The sequence below is a fragment of the Methylobacterium thuringiense genome (assembly GCF_022179645.1).
Classification (GTDB): domain Bacteria; phylum Pseudomonadota; class Alphaproteobacteria; order Rhizobiales; family Beijerinckiaceae; genus Methylobacterium; species Methylobacterium thuringiense.
Genome location: NZ_BPRA01000011.1, coordinates 20,980 through 40,155, shown reverse-complemented (window position 1 = coordinate 40,155; position 19,176 = coordinate 20,980). Strand labels below are relative to the sequence as shown.

The following is a 19,176-nucleotide window of genomic DNA, read 5'->3' as shown; positions in this document are numbered from 1 at the left end:
GGATGGTTCGCAGGGTGCGGCGTCATCTGCCCCGGTCCGGCGGCGACCTGCGGAAGGTCTGCGCCGGACGTTCGTTATCGAGTAGGCTGCAGCGATGATCCGGTCATTCACCGCGCTTGCCCTCCTGCTCACCGGCCTCACCGGTGCGCAGGCGCTCGTCCCCAAGCAGCCGAAGGACCTCGTCCAGGCGCGCCTTGTCGCCGAACCCTCGGCGGTCGCCCCCGGCACGACGGTGACGGTCGGCATCCGCATGGCGATGAAGCCGGGCTGGCACGTCTACTGGCGCAATCCCGGCGATTCGGGCCTGCCGCCGGAGATGGCCTGGGATCTTCCCCAAGGGGTGAACGTCGGTGCCGTGGAATGGCCCGCGCCGGAGCGCCTGCCGGTCCAGACCCTGATGAACTACGGCTACGAGGGCGAGGTGACGCTGCTCGTCCCCGTCAGCGTGCCGGCAGACTATTCCGGCGGATCGGTACGCCTCGCCGGCAAACTGTCGTACCTCGTCTGCGAAGAGATCTGCATCCCGGGCTCGGCCGATCTCGAACTTGCGCTGCCGGTCGCCACGGCCGGCGCGACGCCGGCCCCAGACCCGGCCTCGACCGACCTGTTCGCCAAGGCCCGCGCGGCCCTGCCCGAGGCTTCGCCCTGGCCGTCGCGCCTCACGCGCGAGGGCGACACGGTCGTGCTGAGCCTCGATCACGCCGGGCTCGAGCCGGACGCGATCCGCGAAGCCGCCTTCTTTCCTTACGGCGAGACGGTGCTCGACAACGCCGCCTCGCAGACTCTCACGGTCGACACCTCCGGCCTGCACCTCGCCCTGAAGCCGGGTGATGCCGCCAAGCCGCCGGCAGAGCTGCCCGGCGTGCTGACCTTCATCGACAGGGGCACGCGCCGGGCCTTCGCCATCGGCGAACCGCCGCCGCCCGCCGCCGCGATGGCCGCTCCATCGGAGTCCCTGTCAGCCGCCGTGCCGATGCCCGCACCGGCGGGCGACGAAACCCTGACGTTGTGGAGTGCAGCCGGCTTGGCGCTTCTCGGCGGCCTGATCCTGAACCTGATGCCCTGCGTCTTCCCCGTCCTCTCGATCAAGGTGTTGAGCCTCGTGAAGCAGGCGGGCGAATCCGCCATGCGCGTGCGGATCCACGGTCTCGCCTACACGGCCGGCGTGCTCGGGAGCTTCCTTGCGCTCGCCGGCCTGCTGATGGCGCTGAAGGCCGGTGGGGCCACCATCGGCTGGGGCTTCCAGTTGCAATCGCCGATCGTGGTGGCCGTCCTCGCCTACGGGCTGCTCGCGATGGGGCTGAGCCTCTCGGGCGTGGTGCATGTCGGCGGCGGCATCGCGGGACTCGGCGACGGGCTGACGCGGCGTTCGGGCTATCGGGGCTCGTTCTTCACCGGCGTTCTCGCCACCCTCGTCGCCACCCCCTGCACGGCGCCGTTCATGGGTGGGGCGGTGGGCTTCGCGCTGACGCAGCCGCCGGCGGCGGGCCTCGTCGTCTTCGCGAGCCTCGGCCTCGGATTGGCGCTACCTTTCCTGGCGCTAACGCTCTGGCCTGAAGCCTTGCGCCTGATGCCGCGCCCCGGCGCCTGGATGGACACCCTCAAGGGCGTGCTCGCCTTCCCGGTCTACGCCACGGTCGCATGGCTGGTCTGGGTGCTGGCGCAACAGGTCGGGCCCAACGGCCTTCTCGCCGGACTCGTCGGTCTCGTCCTCGTCGGCTTCGCCGCATGGGCCTGGGAGCGGGCGCGTTTCGCAGGCGGCTGGGCCGGCGGGCTTGCCCGCGGCACCGCGTTGGCGGCCCTTCTTGCGACGGCCGGCCTCGTTGCGGTGCTCGACGGCGACCGGGCTTCGCCCGTCGGAACGGTGACGGCGGACGGCATCGAGCCGTTCACGCAGGCCCGCCTCGACGCCCTTCGCGCGGATGGGCGCACCGTGTTCGTCGACATGACGGCGGCCTGGTGCATCACCTGCCAGATCAACGAGCGCACGGCGTTGTCCCGCGACCGGGTCCGGCAGGCCTTCCGCGCCAACGACGTCGTGCTGCTGCGGGGCGACTGGACGAACCAGAACCCCGAGATCACCGCGCTTCTCGAGCGCTACGGCCGGAGCGGCGTGCCGCTCTACCTGCTCTATCGCGGCAAGGCGGAAGCGAGCGTGCTTCCGCAGATCCTCACCGAGGGGATCCTGCTGGCGGAGATCGAGAAACGACCTGGGCTGGCGCAGCGTTAGAGCGCTTTCCGATCGAGTGGATCTCGGTTGGTCGAAAAAATGTGTGGCAAAAACAGAACCTTAGAGCCGCCGAGCCGATGCGATCGGATACGGCTCCCAGGCGACGTCGGACGATCCAAGTCAGACTGGCGTGCAGTCGCAAAGGCGACGGCTCGATCGCCGCGCCTCTCGGTGTCAGGCAGTCAATGCCAGAGCCAGTTGCGGGCGCGACGGCACGGCCGCGGCGCCGACATCCACCGCCTGGCGCTCGCGGGCGATGAAGGAACTCGGCATCACCGCCTGCATGTCCGCCTCGACCTTGCGCAGCTGGGCATCGGTATGGGCCGGGTGCAGGTGGATGATCGCCAACGCCTTGGCGCGGGCGGCCTGCGCCAGCTCGATGCCCTTCTGCCAGGTCGAATGGCCCCAGCCCGCACAGCGGCAATACTCACCCTCGGTGAACATGCCGTCGTAGACGATCAGGTCGGCACCCTCGACGAAGGCCAGGAGCGCGGGATCCGGCCAGGGATCGGTGTGCTCGATGTCGCTGATGACGCACAGGCGCTTGCCGCCGTGGTCGAACCGGTAACCCACCGAGCCCTGGGGATGGTTCAGCAGGATGGTGTCGACGCGCGTACCGTCGGGGAAGGTCAGCGGCTCGCCCGCCTTGAAGCCGTGATGCCTGATGGTGACGGGCAACACGTCGAGCTCGACCGGAAACAGCGGCGGCGAGAACAACCGACCGAGTGCTTCCGCAGCACAGGCGCCGTCGAGGTTGCCGCAATAGGTATGGATCGTGCGCGTCTCGTCGAACACGGCGGGCTTGAAGAACGGCAGGCCGGCGGTGTGATCGAGATGCAGGTGGCTGAACAGCAGGTCGATCTCCTGCGGCAACCCGTCGGCATTGTTGCGCCCGAAGGCTCCCAGTCCCGAGCCCGCATCGAGGACGAAGAGACGGCCGCCGCAGCGGATTTCCAGGCAGGGCGTATTGCCGCCGAACTCGACGTATTCGGGGCCGCTCACCGGCGTGGAGCCGCGCACACCCCAGAAACGCAGGGTGAGCGCATCGTCCGTTGCGGGACTCGTCGTGTTCATGCGCCTGTACCAGTCGCTCCGGCCGTTTCCGGCGAGCACTTTCCGTCGCGTCGACATGGGTTCAATTGCGGCCAAGATAGCCGGTACCTCTGTAAAATCCTTACAAGGAAGAGATAGGCGGCGGCTATTCCGGTCCGTGTGCGGGCACGCACACGACACCGTGAAGGAGGGCCCGTGAAGCCCGGCCGTGTCACTTTTGCGCAACGATGTCGACGAGGGGCCGCGTGCCGGTAAAGGCCGGGGCGGCAAGCAGGCCCTCGGCCGGGCCGCGCAGGAGCAACGGGGGCTTCGCGGCATAGTCCGGTGCGATCTCGAACGCGAAGCGCGGCACCGGCGTCTCATAGGGTGGGACGAAGTTCCAGGTCCGCACGTTCGCAAACGGGGTGCCCGTGGCGATCGCGGCCGCCCAGACGGCTTCGGGCAGCGGTGAGATCGGCGGAGCCTTCCGCCGGGCCGGGATCAGCACGACCTCCTGGCCGGCATAGGCCAGAGCCTCGGGCCGGCTGACCTCGCCGACCGGGACTCCCCGGCTGATCAGTGCCGCCCAGAACGGATGCTGCCCGCCGTCGGAATAGGTCGTGCGCACGGCGGCGGCCCCGTCCTCGACGAGGCTCGCGACATGGGCCGCCTCCTCTTTCACACGTGCGCCGGCCAGCGCCTCCTGCTCCTTGTCCTTCAGAGGCGCGAAGGCGTATCGGCCGGCCGTCACGGTCGCCACGGGTTCCTGGCCCGTCGCCTCGAAGCGGTCCGAGCCTTCCTTGAGCTGGCGCCAGAAGGCGATGTTCGCATCGCTGCGGTAGCGGGCCATGTTGGCGGCGCTCATCCGGAACGGAAACGACTGGAACTGGAACGCCGTCTGACCTCCGGAGAAGGCTTCGCGCGCGACGGCGAAAAGTTCGCCCGCGACCGTATCCGTCATGGCGAAGCAGCCCATCGACGAGCAGATGCCGTGCACCATCACCGCCGAGCCCGTGTAGCCGTGTGCCTTGTCGTAGGCGTTCGGGTAACCGACGTCGAAGGACAGGTAGTAATGCGAGTTCGGGTTCATCTGGCTCTTGGCCACGGTGTAGAACCCCTCCGGCGTCTGCCGGTCGCCGGTCTTGGTCTTCGGTCCGAGCTGTCCCGACCAGCGGCAGATCGGATAGGTCTTGATGAAGACGAAGCGGCCGTTGCCCGCCCGCTTCCAGACCTCGATCTCGGATTCCTTCTTATAGGCGCGGAGCAGGATCGGCGCTTCGGCGCTGCTTCCCCTGGCCTTGATCAACGCGAGCGTCGAGGGCGGAATCGGAGCGGAGGCCTTGTCCTGCTGCGCCGTGGCCGGGCCGCCGAGGCAGACCGCAAGGACGACGAAGCAAAAGACCGACCGTGCGACTGAAGAAATCCGGCTCTGGGGACGCATGCACCGCCCGGCGACAAACGCGAATCGCCCGGGGCGTCGCAAGGATTGGGGCTTCGCGAGGACATGGCGGAGCCGTCGAGGAATGGCTCCGCTTTGAGGCGGATTTGAGGGCGCTGGCGACGCGACCCCGCCGCGCTCGAAACCCGTGACGACATTCACCGCCGCGACGGCATCGGCACCGTCAGCGGGTTACGCGGGTCGTTCCGGCGATCGCCACGATCTCCTCGCGGATCGCCTTGAGCAGATCGCCCTCGAACAGCAGAGCAGAGCCGTAGTGGAACTCGATGTCGAAGGGCCGGCGCGCGTTCATCGAGAGCGAGGCGCTCTGCATGGCCAGCAGCCGGCCGGTCTCGTCGAACAGGCCCGACCCGGATCCGCCGAAGCCGTCGTTACAATCGTGGCGGACGCGGCGGATCTCGTCCTCGCTCGGCGGATCGATCTGCCGCACGAAGCAGATCTCCAGGCTGCTGGGGCCACGATAGTTCTCGTGGCCGCCGGGGGAGACCATGACCACGGGACGCTCCGCGGTTCCCGTCGGCAGGTCGGAAGCATCGGGAACCGGTTGCGGCAGGAGCCCTGCCACCGGGATCGCCAGCCGCAGGATCGCCCAATCGTCGGTGATGTGGAGCGAGCGGGCGTCCGGCGGCGTCCCGAGTCGCAGACTGCCCGATTCGAAAACATGGTTACGGCCGCCGATCTGGAAGAAGCAGTCCGAGACTTCGCGGGTCGTCTCCATGCGCCGGTTGCGGAAATTGTGGGCATTCAGGACGACGAGCGACGGATCGCCGATCAGCCAGGCCGCTGCGGCCTTTTGCGGCACCCCGTCCGGACGCCGGCAATACAGCACGCCGGCGCCGAGATAACGCTGATTGTCGGCCCCGGTCATGTCGCGCCGGCCGTCATGGGGATAGAGCGCGGCGACCGCAATCCCGCCGCCGAGAATCCCCATTGCAAGCAGCCCGGAGAGAATGGGCGTTGCCGCCGAAAGCCACGCGCGGCCCACGATCGTGTTGCAGCGCGAAACAGCGGATGCGCGGTTAATCCAAGTATTTCCGAGCATACGCAGCCGAACGAACGCGCCGCGGCGTAAAATCTCGCGACTGCGAAGACGTCGCATTCCGCCTAGACCTTGCCCGCGCCCTGGCCGTGGCAACATCAGCCCACTCCACCCCGACGGCCGGAACCTCCCCCCGGACCGTCCGGCAAAGTGGTGCGACGGACAGGTCGGACCGTCAAGCACGAGACGGGCGCAGAGGAAGCATTACGCATTGCCCTGCGCGTCAATGCCAGTTGCTCCCGCCTACAAATGTCGAAGTGTCTAAAGACTTTTGTCCACGGTGCTGCCTAGAAATGACAGGACGAGAGGCAGTAATAAATCTCTTATAAGACCGGTTATTCTTAGCTGGATCTTATAGACCAAGCCGTAAAGGCGAAGGTCAATTGAGATGTGCTTCCGCTCCGTGAGGGAAATAGCCACGCATGGCCGCGAGGTCGAAAGACGCGGCGGACAGGCTAGGAGACGCAGGATGAGCAGACTCTTAAGTTCGGTTTCTCTGTTGGCGGTGGTGGCGTTCGCGCCGATCGCCGCGTCGAGCATCGCGGCTGCGGCCGACGACAAGCTCGTCACACTCTCGAAGAGCGATGACAACTGGGTCATGCCCGGCAAGAACTACGACTCAAACAACTACAGCGAGTTGAAGCAGGTCAACAAAAGCAACGTGAAGCAGCTGCGCCCGGCGTGGACGTTCTCCACCGGCCTGCTGAACGGTCACGAGGGTGCACCGCTCGTCGTCGACGGCAAGATGTACATCCACACCTCGTTCCCGAACTACACCTTCGCCCTCGGTCTCGACGATCCGGGCAAGATCCTCTGGCAGGACAAGCCGAAGCAGAACCCGGCCGCTCGCGCCGTGGCCTGCTGCGACCTCGTCAACCGCGGCCTCGCCTACTGGCCCGGCGACGGCAAGACCCCGGGCCTGATCCTCAAGACCCAGCTCGACGGCCACGTCGCAGCGCTCAACGCCGAAACCGGCGAGACGGTCTGGAAGATCGAGAACTCGGACATCAAGGTCGGCTCGACCCTGACGATCGCTCCCTACGTCGTGAAGGACAAGGTGATCATCGGTTCCTCGGGCGCCGAGCTCGGCGTGCGCGGCTATCTCACCGCCTACGACGTGAAGACCGGTGCCCAGGTCTGGCGCGCCTACGCGACCGGTCCCGACAAGGACCTGCTGCTGGCTTCCGACTTCAACATCAAGAACCCCCATTACGGCCAGAAGGACCTCGGCACGGCGACGTGGGAGGGCGATGCCTGGAAGATCGGCGGCGGCACCAACTGGGGCTGGTACGCCTACGATCCGGGCACCAACATGATCTACTTCGGCACCGGCAACCCGGCGCCGTGGAACGAGACCATGCGTCCCGGCGACAACAAGTGGACCATGACCATCTTCGGCCGCGACGCCGATACGGGTGAGGCTCACTTCGGCTACCAGAAGACGCCGCACGACGAGTGGGACTACGCCGGCGTCAACGTGATGATGCTGTCCGAGCAGAAGGACAAGGATGGGAAGATGCGCAAGCTTCTCACCCACCCGGACCGCAACGGCATCGTCTACACGCTCGACCGGACCGACGGCTCGCTGGTCTCGGCCAACAAGATCGACGACACCGTCAACGTGTTCAAGTCCGTCGACCTGAAGACGGGCACCCCGGTGCGCGATCCCGAGTACGGCACCCGCATGGACCACCTCGCCAAGGACATCTGTCCCTCGGCGATGGGCTATCACAACCAGGGTCACGACTCCTACGACCCGAAGCGTGAAGCCTTCTTCATGGGCATCAACCACATCTGCATGGACTGGGAGCCCTTCATGCTTCCGTACCGCGCAGGTCAGTTCTTCGTCGGTGCGACGCTGAACATGTACCCGGGCCCGAAGGGTGACCGCCAGAACTACGAAGGACTTGGCCAGATCAAGAGCTACAACGCGATCACCGGCAAGTTCAATTGGGAGAAGATGGAGCGGTTCGCCGTTTGGGGCGGTACGACGGCGACTGCCGGCGACCTCGTCCTCTACGGAACGCTGGACGGCTACATCAAGGCCCGTGACTCCGACAACGGCGACCTTCTCTGGAAGTTCAAGCTGCCGTCCGGCGCCATCGGCTACCCGATGACCTACACCCACAAGGGCGATCAGTACGTCGCCATCATGTACGGCGTCGGCGGCTGGCCGGGTGTCGGCCTAGTGTTCGACCTTCAGGATCCGACCGCCGGTCTCGGCGCGGTCGGCGCCTTCAAGAAGCTCGCCAACTACACCCAGATGGGCGGCGGCGTGGTGGTGTTCTCCCTCAACGGCAAGGGTCCCTACGACGACCCGAACGTCGGTGAGTTCGTCTCCAAGTAAGTCGACCTGAACGATGGGGCTTCGCGGGTTCGTCTTGAACCTGCGGAGCCTCCCACGCGGAACGGCATGAACGACGGTCTTCGGGGAACGCCACCCCGGCCGCGCGCCCAAACCGCAAAGACGATCAACGAGGAAACGGGTTTCCAAGACCATGCGGTTCGTCACTGGACGACATCTCGCTGCGGTTTCCGCCGCGGCCCTTCTCGCCCTCGCAGCCGGAACCGCCGCGCGCGCGGCCGGCGAGTCCGAGGCGCAGGTTCCTCCCTCCGAGACCACGACGGCTCCGGCCAGGGCTGCGGACGCCGCACCGGCCGACCCCTCGGTTCTGCGCATCTGCGCCTCCGAAAAGCAGCCGCCGCTCTCGATGAAGGACGGTTCGGGCCTGGAGAACAAGATCGCGGCCGCCGTGGCCGAGGCCATGGGCCGCAAGCCCCAGTTCGTGTGGAATTCCAAGGCCGCGATCTACCTCGTGCGCGACGGCCTGGAGAAGAAGCTCTGCGATGTCGTCGTCGGTCTCGACAGCGACGATCCGCGCGTGCTGACCACCAAGCCCTACTATCGCAGCGGCTACGTCTTCATCACCCGCGCCGACAAGGACCTCGACATCAAGTCCTGGGCCGATCCGCGCCTGAAGAGCGTCGACCACATGGTCGTCGGCTTCGGCACCCCGAGCGAGGCGATGCTCAAGGATATCGGGCGCTACGAAGAGGACATGGCCTACCTCTACTCGCTCGTGAACTTCCGGGCCGCCCGAAACCAGTACACCCAGATCGATTCCGGCCGGATGGTCACGGAAGTCGCCACCAACAAGGCCGACGTCGCCGTCGCCTTCGCGCCCGATGTCGGCCGCTACGTCAAGGAATCCTCGACGCCGCTGCGCATGACGCTGGTGCCCGACGACACCGTCCGCAGCGACGGCCAGAAGATGCCGCAGAGCTTCGACCAGTCGATGGGCGTGCGGAAGGGGGACGAAGCCCTGCGCGACGCCCTCGACGCCGGCATCGCAAAGGCGAAGCCGAAGATCGAGGCGATCCTCAAGGACGAGGGCGTGCCGACCACGCCGGCCTCGAACTGAGCGAACCCACCCTCGCTCGATCAGACACAACGCATTCCACTCCGGATCGGGGCGCGAACGACCCCGCCGGAGGATCGGACCGGAGCACCGAAAGACACCGATGACGCTGAAACACACGGGTTTTGCTGCACTTCTCGGGCTACTCGCCGCCTCGGTGAGCCTGCCCGCCTTCGCCCAGCCGCAATCCGCCCCGAGTTCCGGGGTCGTCCTTCAGAACACCGTGACGGGCGAGACCCTCGATACCTCGCAGGGTAAGGAAGGCGGCCGCGATACAGCTGGGGTCAAGAAGTTCCTCGAGACCGGAGAGAACATCTATCTCGAGGACAAGTCTTGCCTGCGCAATGGCCAGAGCCTGTTCGCGACGTCTTGCTCCGGTTGCCACGGCCATCTGGCGGAGGGCAAGCTCGGGCCCGGTCTCAATGACAATTACTGGACCTATCCGTCCAACACCGAAGATAAGGGACTGTTCTCGACGATATTCGGCGGCGCCAACGGCATGATGGGCCCGCACAACGAGAACCTGAACCCCGACGAGATCCTGCAGGTCGTGACCTGGGTGCGGCACCTCTACACGGGGCCGGCCAAGGACGCGGTCTGGCTCAGCGCCGAGCAGAAGAAAGCTTACAAGCCCTACAAAGAGGGCGAGACCTTCTCGAAGGACGAGAAAGGCCAGTGCAAGCCGCTGGAATGATCGTTCTCGAAGAGCACGTCGCGTAGGTCAGGCGCGACGAATAAGCGGCGCCCGAGCCGCAACCAGGGAAGAGACGGAGGAATGATCATGCGGACATTCGTTTACGCTGCGGCGATCGTGGTCGGTTCGGCGCTGGCGCTGCCGGCGGTGGCCTATGACGGCCAGAAGTGCAAGGCGGCCGGCAATTGCTGGGAGCCGAAGCCCGGCTTCCCCGACAAGGTCGCGGGTTCGAAGTACGACCCGAAGCACGACCCGAAGGAGGTCGCTAAGCAGGCCGACTCCATCAAGCAGATGGAAGACCGCAACAAGCAGCGCGTCGAGAACGCCAAGAAGACCGGCAAGTTCGAATACGACATCGCCAAGTTCTCCTCGGCGAACTGAAAGCGCGGAGAGCCGTCGGGTCTTCAGTTCCCGCGGCGACCGACCGTGACACCTTCCCTCCCCCTTGTGGGGAGGGATCGAGGGTGGGGGTGGTTCCGCTTGCCTCGGTCGGAGGCAGGCGGAGCCGCCCCCACCTCCAACTCCTCCCAACAAGGGGGAGGAGAGCATTGTCCGCCTTGCAACCGTAAAGCTCCGGCGACACGCGGACGCCTCGGACGGAGGCCAAGAAAATCCAGGGTTCAGGACAATGAACACCATTCGCCACGGCGACGCGATGCTCACCGATTGGCGCGACACCGCCGCCCGCTTCCAGTGCGAGGTCGGCAAGGCCGTCGTCGGGCAGGAACGCGCCGTCCGCCTCGTGACGATCGCGATCTTCGCCCGCGGTCACGTGCTGCTGGAAGGCGATGTCGGCGTTGGCAAGACGACCCTGCTGCGGGCCGTCGCCCGGGCGCTCGGCGGCGCCTACGAGCGGGTCGAAGGCACCGTCGACATGATGCCCTCCGACCTGATCTATCACACCTACCTCGCCGACGACGGCCGCCCGCGGGTCGAGCCCGGCCCGGTCCTGCGCAAGGCCGAGGACCTGTCGGTCTTCTTCTTCAACGAGATCAACCGCGCCCGGCCACAAGTGCATTCGCTGCTGCTGCGCCTGATGGCCGAGCGCAGCCTCACCGCCTTCAATCGCGAGTATCACTTCCCCGATCTCCAGGTCTTCGCCGACCGCAACCGCGTCGAGCGCGAAGAAACCTTCGAACTTCCGGCAGCCGCCCGCGACCGCTTCTTGATGGAGATCGGGATGGAGGCCCCGCGTGATGCTCAGGCTCGCCGCGACCTCGTCTTCGATCCTCGCTTCCACGACACCGATGCCCTGGTCGAAGCCATCGAGGCCAGCGTCATCGACCATGCTGCCGTCTCGGGTATCGCGAACGCGATCCAGCACTCGATCAAGGCATCGCCGGAGATCGAAGCCTACGTCGTCGCCCTATGGGAGGCCTTGGTACGGCCCGCCGAGGCCGGCATCCGCCTGCCCGGCGTCGACATGACGGCACTGATCAAGGGCGGCGCTTCGCCCCGCGGTCTCGCCTTCCTGGTCCGTGCCGCCCGCGTTCGCGCCTGGCTCGAAGGCCGCGAGTTCCTCGTGCCGGAGGACATCCGCGACGTGTTCCCCGAGGTGATGGCCCACCGCGTCTTCCTCGAGCCGGTCTACGAGATGCGCCGCGAGACCATCGTGCCGGGCCTGATCCGCGCGGTGTTCGAGACGGTGCCGGCACCGTGAGCACGGGCGAGGTCGTCTATCTTCCCCATTGGCGGCCGGGCGGCAGCGTCGTCGGCGCCCACCGCGGCCGCGATGCCGGCGGGCTCGGCACGTTTCGCGATCAGGTGCCGTTCCTGCGGTTGCCGGATGCGCGCCGCATCGACATCCGCGCGACTTTGCGCGATCCGTTCGAGGGCACCTATGTCCGCCGCTTCGAGACGCGCACCGCGATCGAAGTCTGGGCACTCGTCGACCTGTCCGCCTCCATGCGCTTCCGCGGTGAGGCCGACCGCATGGCGCTCGTTGCCGATCTCTGCACCGGCCTCGCCACCTCCGCGACGCGTATCGGCGATGCCTTCGGTCTGATCGGCTGCGACGACGCGATCCGTGAGGACGTGTTTTTGCCGGCTACCCGCCGGCAGGGGATCGCGATGGAGCATGCCGCCCGGATCGGCGACATGCACTGCCGGGGTGCGAGCGCGCGTGGACTGGCGGAGGTTCCGCGCCGGCTCGCCGGACGGCCGAAGCTCGTCTTAGTGATTTCCGATTTTCGCTGGCCCGAGGCGCTCATCGAACAGGTGTTTTCGGGACTTGCCCTGCACGACGTCGTGCCGGTGCTCCTCGCCGATGCGTCCGAAGACGAGGCGCTACCGTCGTTCGGGCTGATGGAGTTCGACGATCTCGAAGGCGGCGGCAGGCGGACCGTGTTCATGCGCCCGAGCCTGCGCCGGCGCTGGCATGCGCGGGAGCGGGAGCGCCTCGACACCCTGCGCCGGATCGCTTCGACCTATGGCCGCTCGCCCTTCCGGCTCGAAGCCCGCTTCGACGCCGAGATGCTGAGCCGCCACCTCATGACGACCTGAGGCGATGATGCTGCGCCTCGCGTTCCTTCTCCTCGTTCTGATCGCCCTTCCGGACACCCTGCAGGCGCAGGTGCGCTCGGTGGAAGTGCGGACGCCGCGCCCCTTCGGCTACTTCGTCGGCGACCTCGTGAGGGTTCAGGTCGACATCGTCGTCGACGACGGCTTCGCCGTGCAGGCCGCCTCGTTGCCGCAGCCCGGCCCGGTGACCTACTGGCTCGACCTCCGGGATATCGCGATCGAGAGCACCGCTCAGGGCGATGCACGGCGCATCCGCCTCAACCTCACCTACCAGTCGTTCTACGCGGCGCTCGACGCCCGCGCCCTGGAAATCCCGGGCTTCGCGCTCACCGTCGCGAGCGAGCGTAAGGACGGCGTGACGACGGCGAAAGCGCAGGTGCCGGCCTGGTCGATCAACGTGTCGCCCCTGCGCGAGGTGCAGCCGCCCCCACGCGAGGACCCGACCGAGTACATGCGGCCGGACGGGCGTGCCGCGCCGATGGACATGGCGCCCCTGCTGCGCTGGGCCGGGGCCTTCGCGGCCCTTGCGCTGCTGACACTCGCTCTGCTTGCACGCGACCGCGCCTGGATTCCGTTCGGCAAACGCCGGGGCCGCGCCTTCGCAGGGGTCCAGCGCAGCCTGCGCATCCTCGCGCGACGGCCCGACCAAGATGCCGCCTATCGCGAGTCGCTGATCGCGCTCCATCGCGGGCTCGATGAAACGGACGGGCGGCGCGTGCTTGCCGACGACCTGCCGGCCTTCCTCGACCGGCATCCCGCCTATCGGCCGCAGCAGAGCGGTCTCGCCGGCTTCTTCACGGCTTCGCGGCTCGCCTTTTTCGGCCGCGAAACGTCCGCAGCGCGCAGCCAATGGTCGCTGCGCGACGCGGAAACGGTGGCCAGGGATCTCGCCGCAGCCGAGCGGACGGCGGGAGGCTGAGCGATGACCTTGCTCTCCCGCTTCGGCACGACCCTGCCCCTCGTCCTGTGGCTGCTGCCGCTGGCGCTTCTGCCGCTCGTCGCGTCGAGCCAGCGCCGGACGGCCGTCTCCGCCATCGCCGCCGTGCCGTTCGACGGTGTGTCGCGAGCGATCGGCTGGGCGCTGAAGCTTGCGGGTCTTTTCGCGATCGGGGGCCTGATCCTGGCGCTCGCCGGCCCCTACCGCTCCGGCGAGACGGTGACCCGCACCGGCATCGGCGCACAGGTCTCGATGCTGATCGACCGCTCGGGCTCCATGAACGAGACATTCGCTGGCAAGCAGCCCTCGGGAGCCGAGGAGTCGAAGGCCGCGGCCTCCCGTCGTCTGCTCGGCGACTTCGTCGGCAGCCGCGCGCACGACCAGTTCGCGGTCACGGCCTTCTCGACCGCACCGATGCTCGTCGTGCCGATGACCGACCGCCACGACGCCGTCCGCGCCGCCATCGGCGCCATCGACCGGCCCGGCCTCGATTACACCAACGTCGCCCGCGGTTTGGCCATGGCGCTCTCGCAATTCGGGGCGGAGGCGGCCTCGATCTCCCGTGCGGTGCTGCTGGTCTCCGACGGCGCGGCCGTGATCGATCCGAAGATCCAGGGCGCCCTGCGCGCCGAGTTCGCGAAGATCCGGCCGAACCTCTACTGGCTCTTCTTGCGCACCAAGGGTTCGCCCTCGATCCGCGACAAGCCTGCCGGCGAGGACACCCCTCAGGCCGCCCCCGAGCGCCATCTCGACCTGTTCTTCAAGAGCCTCGGCACGCCCTACCGCGCCTTCGAGGCCGAGGGGCCGGAGGCCGTGGCCGAGGCGATCCGCCAGATCGAGAGCCTCGAGCGGGATCCGATTCCCTATACGGAGCAACGCCCTCGCCGGGACCTGACGCCCTTCGCCTACGCGTTGGCGGCTTTCGGGCTGCTGGTGTTGCTCGCGGGCAAGCTCCTGGAAGCCGATCCGGGACGGGCCGAGCGCCGCCGGATGACACGTTCGCCGACACCCCGGGACATCACCGAAGAGCGAAGGCTCGCCGCATGAGCTCAGGTCCCTTCGCCCTCTCGGGTCCCAGCCCGCGCGGATCGCTGCAAGGGCGTCTCTCCGGCGCCTGGGGCCGCGCCCGCCCCGCCCTCCTCCTCGCCCTGCCGATCGTGCTCGCCGCCGCAGCTCTCGCTTGCGCGGCAATGGCTTGGCGCACGGCGCAGGCGAACCGGACCATTGCCGACCTCGCGCAGAACAAGGATGTCGCGGTCGGCGCCGAGGCGCCCTCCCAGGTCCTGCTCGCCCGTATTCAGGTCCTGTCCCGCCGCGACCGGCTGGAGGAGGCGGAGGGGCTGGTCCAGACGCTGGAACGGCGCGAGGAAGCAGATGTCTCCGCCCGGGCGCGCTACGCGATGGCGAATTCCCGCCTGCGGCAGGCCTTCGAGCATCTGACGCGGAACGACATCGATCCGGCCGGGCCTTTGGTGATCCTGGCGCGGCAGGATTACCGGCGGGCGCTGCAGGCGCGGCCCGAGTTCTGGGACGCGAAGTTCAATCTCGACGTCGCCTCGCGCCTCATCCGGGATTTTCCGGATTTCGACCGCAAGCACGGCGACGACCTGAAGGCGGAGCCCAAGAAGATCTGGACGGACATTCCCGGCCAGCCGCGGGGCGCACCGTGAGAAGCGCCCTCGTCCACAACCTGTGCGATCGTCGCCTGCAGGCGCTTGCCGTGGTGACGGGTCTAGTCCTGGCGACCTTCGCGGTGCGGACCGTGCCGCTCACCCGGGACGGCATAGAGATGCTGGCCGTGGTAGACATCACGGGCAGCATGAACGTGCGCGACTACCAGCGCGCCGACGGAACCGCGGCGAGCCGTCTCGACACCGCCAAGGCGGCCCTGCGCGAACTCGTGAGCCAGCTGCCGTGCGGCTCGCGGCTCGCGCTGGCGATCTTCACCGAGCGCCGCCCCTTCCTGCTATTCACGCCGATCGAGGTCTGCCGCGACTTCTCGCCCCTCGACGGGGCGCTGGGGTCGCTCGACTGGCGCATGGCCTGGGAGGGCGACAGCCGCATCTCGGCCGGACTGTTCCGCTCCATCGAGATGGCGGCGAGCCTCGGCACCGACCTCGTCTTCATCACCGACGGGCAAGAGGCCCCGCCGCTCCCGAGCATCGGCGGCCCGAGCTACGAGGGCAAGGCCGGGGCCGTGCGCGGGCTGATCGTCGGGGCGGGCGGCACCGCGCTCGCGCAGATCCCGAAATTCGACGATCGCGGGCGCGAGACCGGCTTCTACGGCGAGACCGACGTGCAGCAGGAGAATCGCTTCGGGCCTCCGCCCACCGACGCCGAGAACCGCCCCGGCTACGACGCCCGCAACGCCCCCTTCGGCGGTACGGCCGCGAAGGGCACCGAGCACCTGTCCTCCGTGCGCGAGCCGTACCTGAAGACGCTCGCGGGCGAGACCGGCCTCGCCTACGCCCATCTCGACGGCCCCGGCGGCCTGCTGCGGCCGCTGCTCGACGCCGGCACGCCCCGCCCGCTTCCCGGCAGCCTCGATCTCCGCCCTCTCCTCGGCAGCGCCGCCCTGGCGCTGCTGCTCGCCGTCTTCGCCGTCCGGCCGCTGCGTGCGCTGGTGCGGCGGGGCGGCTCCCGTCCCCTCCGCTGGAAGAAAGCCTGAACCATGCGTCTTGCGACACCCGCGATCGTCCTCGCCCTGGCCGCGACCGCCGCCCTCGCCCACGGCCCAACGCCGCAGAAGATCGACCAATCCATCACCATCAAGGCCAAGCCGGACGCGGTCTGGAAGGTCGTCGGCGATTTCTCCGGCATCAAGGCCTGGCACCCCGCCGTCGAGAAGAGCGAGGGCGACAAGGGGAGCAAGGACGGCGGCACCCGCACGATCACCCTCAAGAACGGCGGCGTCCTCAAGGAGAGCCTCGACGAATACAAGGCCGAGGGCTTCACCTATTCCTATCGCTCGGGCGATGCCGACCTGAAGGCGCTGCCGGTCTCGTCCTACTCCGCGACACTCACCGTGAGCCCCGACGGCGAGGGCTCGAAGGTGGCATGGATGGGCCGCTTCTACCGGGGCGACACTGGCAACGAGCCGCCCGAGAACCTCTCCGACGAGGCCGGCAAGACGGCGATGAACGCCTTTTTCGGTGATGGCCTCAAGGGGTTGAAGGCCAAGGTCGAGGGCGCCGCGACCCAATGAGTCTCGTGGGAGCAAAGGACGGGCGAAGCACCTCCCTCGTTCCCCTCCCCCTTGTGGGGAGGGACCAGGGGTGGGGGTGGTTCCGCTTGTCTGCATCGGAGCCCGGCGGACCCACCCCCACCTCCCACTCCTTCCCAGGATCGAGAGGAGAGGCGGAAGAATGCCCACCCGTCATTGCGAGCGGAACGAAGCAATCCAGGGCCAACGCGCCGACGTGGCGAGTGTGGCCCTGGATCGCTTCGCCTGCGGCTCGCGATGACGGTGCGGGACGAGGACCGGCCGCAGCGATGCGATCCGCCCGGTTCGGCACGGCGCTATTGCTCAGCCTGCTCGCCGCCCTGCCCTCTCCCGCCTCCGCCGCCTCGGTCTTCGTCGCCAGCCAGGAGGCCGGGCAGCTCGCCCGGATCGACACCGGCACGGACAGCGTCACGGCGACCCTGGACGTCCGGGCCGGGCCGGCGGGGGTGGCGGCGGATGCGCAGGGCCGGCTCTACCTCTCGCATCCCGACCATGGCGCGATCACGATCGTCGAGGGCGGCACCAGCCGGGTGCTGAAGCGCCTGCCCTATGCGGGGCAGGCCTTCGGCATCGCGGTCGAGCCGCAGGGCCGCTACCTCTATCTCGGGGATTGGAAGGCGGCCCGGGTCGTGCGCCTCTCAACCGAGACCGGAGCCGTGGAGGGCGGCGTCGCCGTGGGCAAGGATCCGGCGAACCTCGTGCTCGACCGGGCCGGCCGGCTCTGGGTCGCCGACCGCGAGAGCCATCAGGTCAGCGTGATCGACACCGCCCGCATGGAGCGGATCGCCACGATTCCCGTCGGCGAAGCGCCGTTCGCCCTGGGCTTGAGCCCCGCGCAGGACAGGCTGTACGTCGCGAACGTACGCAGCAACGATCTCAGCGTGATCGATACGGCGGCGCTGAAGCGCATCGCCACCGTGCCCGTCGGCAAGATGCCCTACGGCGTCGCGACGAGCGTCGACGGCCTACGGGTGCTCGTCACCAACCAGCATGCCGGCACGGTCTCGGTCGTCGACGCGGCGAGCCTCGCGGTCACCGGCACCGTCAAGGTCGGGCGCTATCCGGAGGGCATCGTGGTCAGCGGCACGCGCGCCTATGTCGCCAACTGGTTCTCGGAGGACGTCTCGGTGATCGATCTGTCGACCCTCAGCGAAACCGGCCGGATCAAGGTCGGCGAGGGGCCGCGCAATCTCGGCCTGTCGCAGGGCGGGGAGGCCGTCCGATGAGGGCCCCGGCGCTTCTTCCGGTCGTCGTCCTCCTCGCCCTCGGCGGCTGCGGTGGCGGGGACGAGGCCGAGACCAAGAGCGAGGATCAGGCCATCGTCGCGACGCAGTCGGATGCCGACATCCCGGCCTGGCTCTCGCCGACGGATCCGATGGAGACCGGCCGCTGGCTCGCGAGCCGCGAGGCCGGGAAGCCGGTGCCGAACGACGACGCGGCGAGCGCGCAGATGCGGCGCAGCCTCGGCCGAGCGCAGTCCTTCTTCATCGAGGACCCGCGCATGATCGCCAACCGCACGGTGCAGCTCGGCCAGATGCTCGGCGAGGCCGGCAAGAAGGAGGGCTACGAGGCGCTGATCGAGGGCCTGACCCGCGTCGCGCAGGGTGCCCGGGGCCGGCAACTCTATGGAGAGATGTGCCAGCACTATTACAACACCCGCCAGCAGGGCGACGACCGCGACGCGACGCTCGTCAAGCTCGCGGAACGCTATGGCGCGCAGCGCGAGGAGAAGGCCAAGCCGTGATGGCCGTCGAGCGCAGCACCCGGTCCAGGGGCGATCCCCGCGGCGAGGCGGCGACGCCGACGAGCGTCCTCCTCGTCGACGATCACCCGGTCGTGTTGAGCGGGTTCCGCCACGTGGTGGAGGATCTGTCGGAGAGCCTCGGGATCGAGCGGATCCACGAGGCCGGCGACATCGTCTCGGGATACCGGATCTTCCACAAGCTCCGCCCCGGCATGGTGGTCGCCGACCTCAGCTTTCAGGACCGGGATCTCTCGGGCCTGTCGCTGATCCGGCGGATGCGCGCGCTGCAGCCGGACGTGCGCGTCCTCGCCTTCAGCATGCACGACGATCCGGTGGTGGTGTCGCGCGCCCTCGAAAGCGGGGCGCTCGGCTACGTCCTCAAGGATGCGCCGACGGCGACGATCGTCGAGGCCTTCACCACGGTGCGGGCCGGGCGCGGCTTCCTCGAACACCGGCTTGCCACCAAAGTCGCCATGCTCAACATGCGCGGGCATGGCCCGCCGCTCGGCACGCTCAACGCCCGGGAGCTGCAGATCCTCTCGCTGCTGAGCAAGGGCAAGTCCTACCGCGTCATCGCGGACAACCTCTCGGTGAGCTACCGCACGGTCATCGGCGCCTGCTCCAGCATGCGCCAGAAGCTCGGCGTGCAGACGCTGGCGGAGCTGATCCACGTCGCGGTGAGCCGGAACAAGCTCGACATGGGAGTGTGATCGCTCCGGGAGGTGATACCGTTTCTGGTTGAACTCCTTCGGCGTACCCCGCCCCCTTCCCTGGACGGGTGGAGCGTCAGCGGAACCCGATCCGGGGTCCAGCATGAGGACGTCGCGAAGCGTCGAAACGTCTGCGCCGTTCGAATCGAGCCGCTGGCGCGGCCCTTAT

General features: G+C 68.0%; 18 protein-coding genes. 15 read left to right on the top strand and 3 right to left on the bottom strand.

Translation table 11 applies throughout. The features are described from left to right. The first annotated feature begins 94 nt into the window (after window positions 1–94). The gene (locus tag MFF07_RS13095) at window positions 95–2,230 is read left to right on the top strand and encodes a protein-disulfide reductase DsbD family protein (RefSeq protein ID WP_238232155.1); all 2,136 of its coding nucleotides are present in this window, start codon (window positions 95–97) and stop codon (window positions 2,228–2,230) included. 174 nt (window positions 2,231–2,404) lie between these two features. Here MFF07_RS13095 and MFF07_RS13090 read toward each other — a convergent pair whose 3' ends face one another. The 3 genes from MFF07_RS13090 to MFF07_RS13080 form a co-directional block, all read right to left on the bottom strand. Then, complete coding sequence (locus MFF07_RS13090; RefSeq protein ID WP_147818720.1) at window positions 2,405–3,304, bottom strand: MBL fold metallo-hydrolase; 900 nt, start codon at window positions 3,302–3,304, stop codon at window positions 2,405–2,407. A 190-nt stretch (window positions 3,305–3,494) separates the two neighbouring features. Beyond that, entirely contained in the window at window positions 3,495–4,703 is a 1,209-nt protein-coding gene (locus MFF07_RS13085) for a L,D-transpeptidase family protein (protein ID WP_238232153.1), read from the bottom strand. A gap of 181 nt (window positions 4,704–4,884) precedes the next feature. Further along, window positions 4,885–5,652, bottom strand: a complete 768-nt coding sequence (locus tag MFF07_RS13080) for a trypsin-like peptidase domain-containing protein (RefSeq protein WP_238232189.1) — start codon at window positions 5,650–5,652, stop codon at window positions 4,885–4,887. A 577-nt stretch (window positions 5,653–6,229) separates the two neighbouring features. Between MFF07_RS13080 and MFF07_RS13075 the strand changes: the two genes are divergently transcribed. The 14 genes from MFF07_RS13075 to MFF07_RS13010 all read left to right on the top strand — a co-directional run bounded on the left by MFF07_RS13075 (window position 6,230) and on the right by MFF07_RS13010 (window position 19,007). Continuing rightward, window positions 6,230–8,107 (top strand): methanol/ethanol family PQQ-dependent dehydrogenase, encoded by a 1,878-nt coding sequence (locus MFF07_RS13075; protein WP_147818724.1) that lies wholly within the window; start codon window positions 6,230–6,232, stop codon window positions 8,105–8,107. Window positions 8,108–8,258: 151 nt separating this feature from the next. Beyond that, window positions 8,259–9,182, top strand: coding sequence for a methanol oxidation system protein MoxJ (gene moxJ / locus MFF07_RS13070; RefSeq protein ID WP_147818726.1), 924 nt, complete (start codon window positions 8,259–8,261; stop codon window positions 9,180–9,182). Between the two features lie 100 nt (window positions 9,183–9,282). Next, window positions 9,283–9,873 (top strand): cytochrome c(L), periplasmic, encoded by a 591-nt coding sequence (gene moxG / locus MFF07_RS13065; protein ID WP_147818728.1) that lies wholly within the window; start codon window positions 9,283–9,285, stop codon window positions 9,871–9,873. Window positions 9,874–9,960: 87 nt separating this feature from the next. Further along, complete coding sequence (locus MFF07_RS13060) at window positions 9,961–10,254, top strand: methanol dehydrogenase [cytochrome c] subunit (RefSeq protein WP_147818730.1); 294 nt, start codon at window positions 9,961–9,963, stop codon at window positions 10,252–10,254. A 247-nt stretch (window positions 10,255–10,501) separates the two neighbouring features. Then, a complete protein-coding gene (locus MFF07_RS13055; RefSeq protein WP_147818732.1) occupies window positions 10,502–11,533 on the top strand; it encodes an AAA family ATPase in 1,032 nt (343 codons plus the stop codon). Next, window positions 11,530–12,375, top strand: coding sequence for a DUF58 domain-containing protein (locus MFF07_RS13050; protein ID WP_238232151.1), 846 nt, complete (start codon window positions 11,530–11,532; stop codon window positions 12,373–12,375). The genes MFF07_RS13055 and MFF07_RS13050 overlap by 4 nt, the downstream gene beginning before the upstream one ends. 7 nt (window positions 12,376–12,382) lie before the next feature. Next, window positions 12,383–13,312 carry a nonribosomal peptide synthetase MxaA gene (locus MFF07_RS13045; RefSeq protein ID WP_238232187.1) on the top strand — a complete coding sequence of 310 codons (930 nt, stop codon included), beginning with the start codon at window positions 12,383–12,385 and terminating at the stop codon, window positions 13,310–13,312. Window positions 13,313–13,315: 3 nt separating this feature from the next. Continuing rightward, window positions 13,316–14,377, top strand: coding sequence for a vWA domain-containing protein (locus MFF07_RS13040; RefSeq protein ID WP_147818738.1), 1,062 nt, complete (start codon window positions 13,316–13,318; stop codon window positions 14,375–14,377). Beyond that, window positions 14,374–15,000 carry an MxaK protein gene (locus tag MFF07_RS13035; protein ID WP_147818740.1) on the top strand — a complete coding sequence of 209 codons (627 nt, stop codon included), beginning with the start codon at window positions 14,374–14,376 and terminating at the stop codon, window positions 14,998–15,000. Before MFF07_RS13040 ends, MFF07_RS13035 begins: the two co-directional genes overlap by 4 nt. Beyond that, window positions 14,997–15,998, top strand: coding sequence for a vWA domain-containing protein (locus tag MFF07_RS13030; RefSeq protein ID WP_147818741.1), 1,002 nt, complete (start codon window positions 14,997–14,999; stop codon window positions 15,996–15,998). The genes MFF07_RS13035 and MFF07_RS13030 overlap by 4 nt, the downstream gene beginning before the upstream one ends. A gap of 3 nt (window positions 15,999–16,001) precedes the next feature. After that, window positions 16,002–16,535 carry an SRPBCC family protein gene (locus tag MFF07_RS13025; protein WP_147818743.1) on the top strand — a complete coding sequence of 178 codons (534 nt, stop codon included), beginning with the start codon at window positions 16,002–16,004 and terminating at the stop codon, window positions 16,533–16,535. A gap of 287 nt (window positions 16,536–16,822) precedes the next feature. Beyond that, window positions 16,823–17,779: a YVTN family beta-propeller repeat protein gene (locus MFF07_RS13020; RefSeq protein WP_238232149.1), complete on the top strand. Its 957-nt coding sequence runs from the start codon at window positions 16,823–16,825 to the stop codon at window positions 17,777–17,779. Further along, complete coding sequence (locus MFF07_RS13015; protein ID WP_147820444.1) at window positions 17,776–18,297, top strand: hypothetical protein; 522 nt, start codon at window positions 17,776–17,778, stop codon at window positions 18,295–18,297. Before MFF07_RS13020 ends, MFF07_RS13015 begins: the two co-directional genes overlap by 4 nt. Beyond that, entirely contained in the window at window positions 18,297–19,007 is a 711-nt protein-coding gene (locus tag MFF07_RS13010; protein ID WP_147820456.1) for a response regulator transcription factor, read from the top strand. Before MFF07_RS13015 ends, MFF07_RS13010 begins: the two co-directional genes overlap by 1 nt. Window positions 19,008–19,176: the final 169 nt, after the last annotated feature.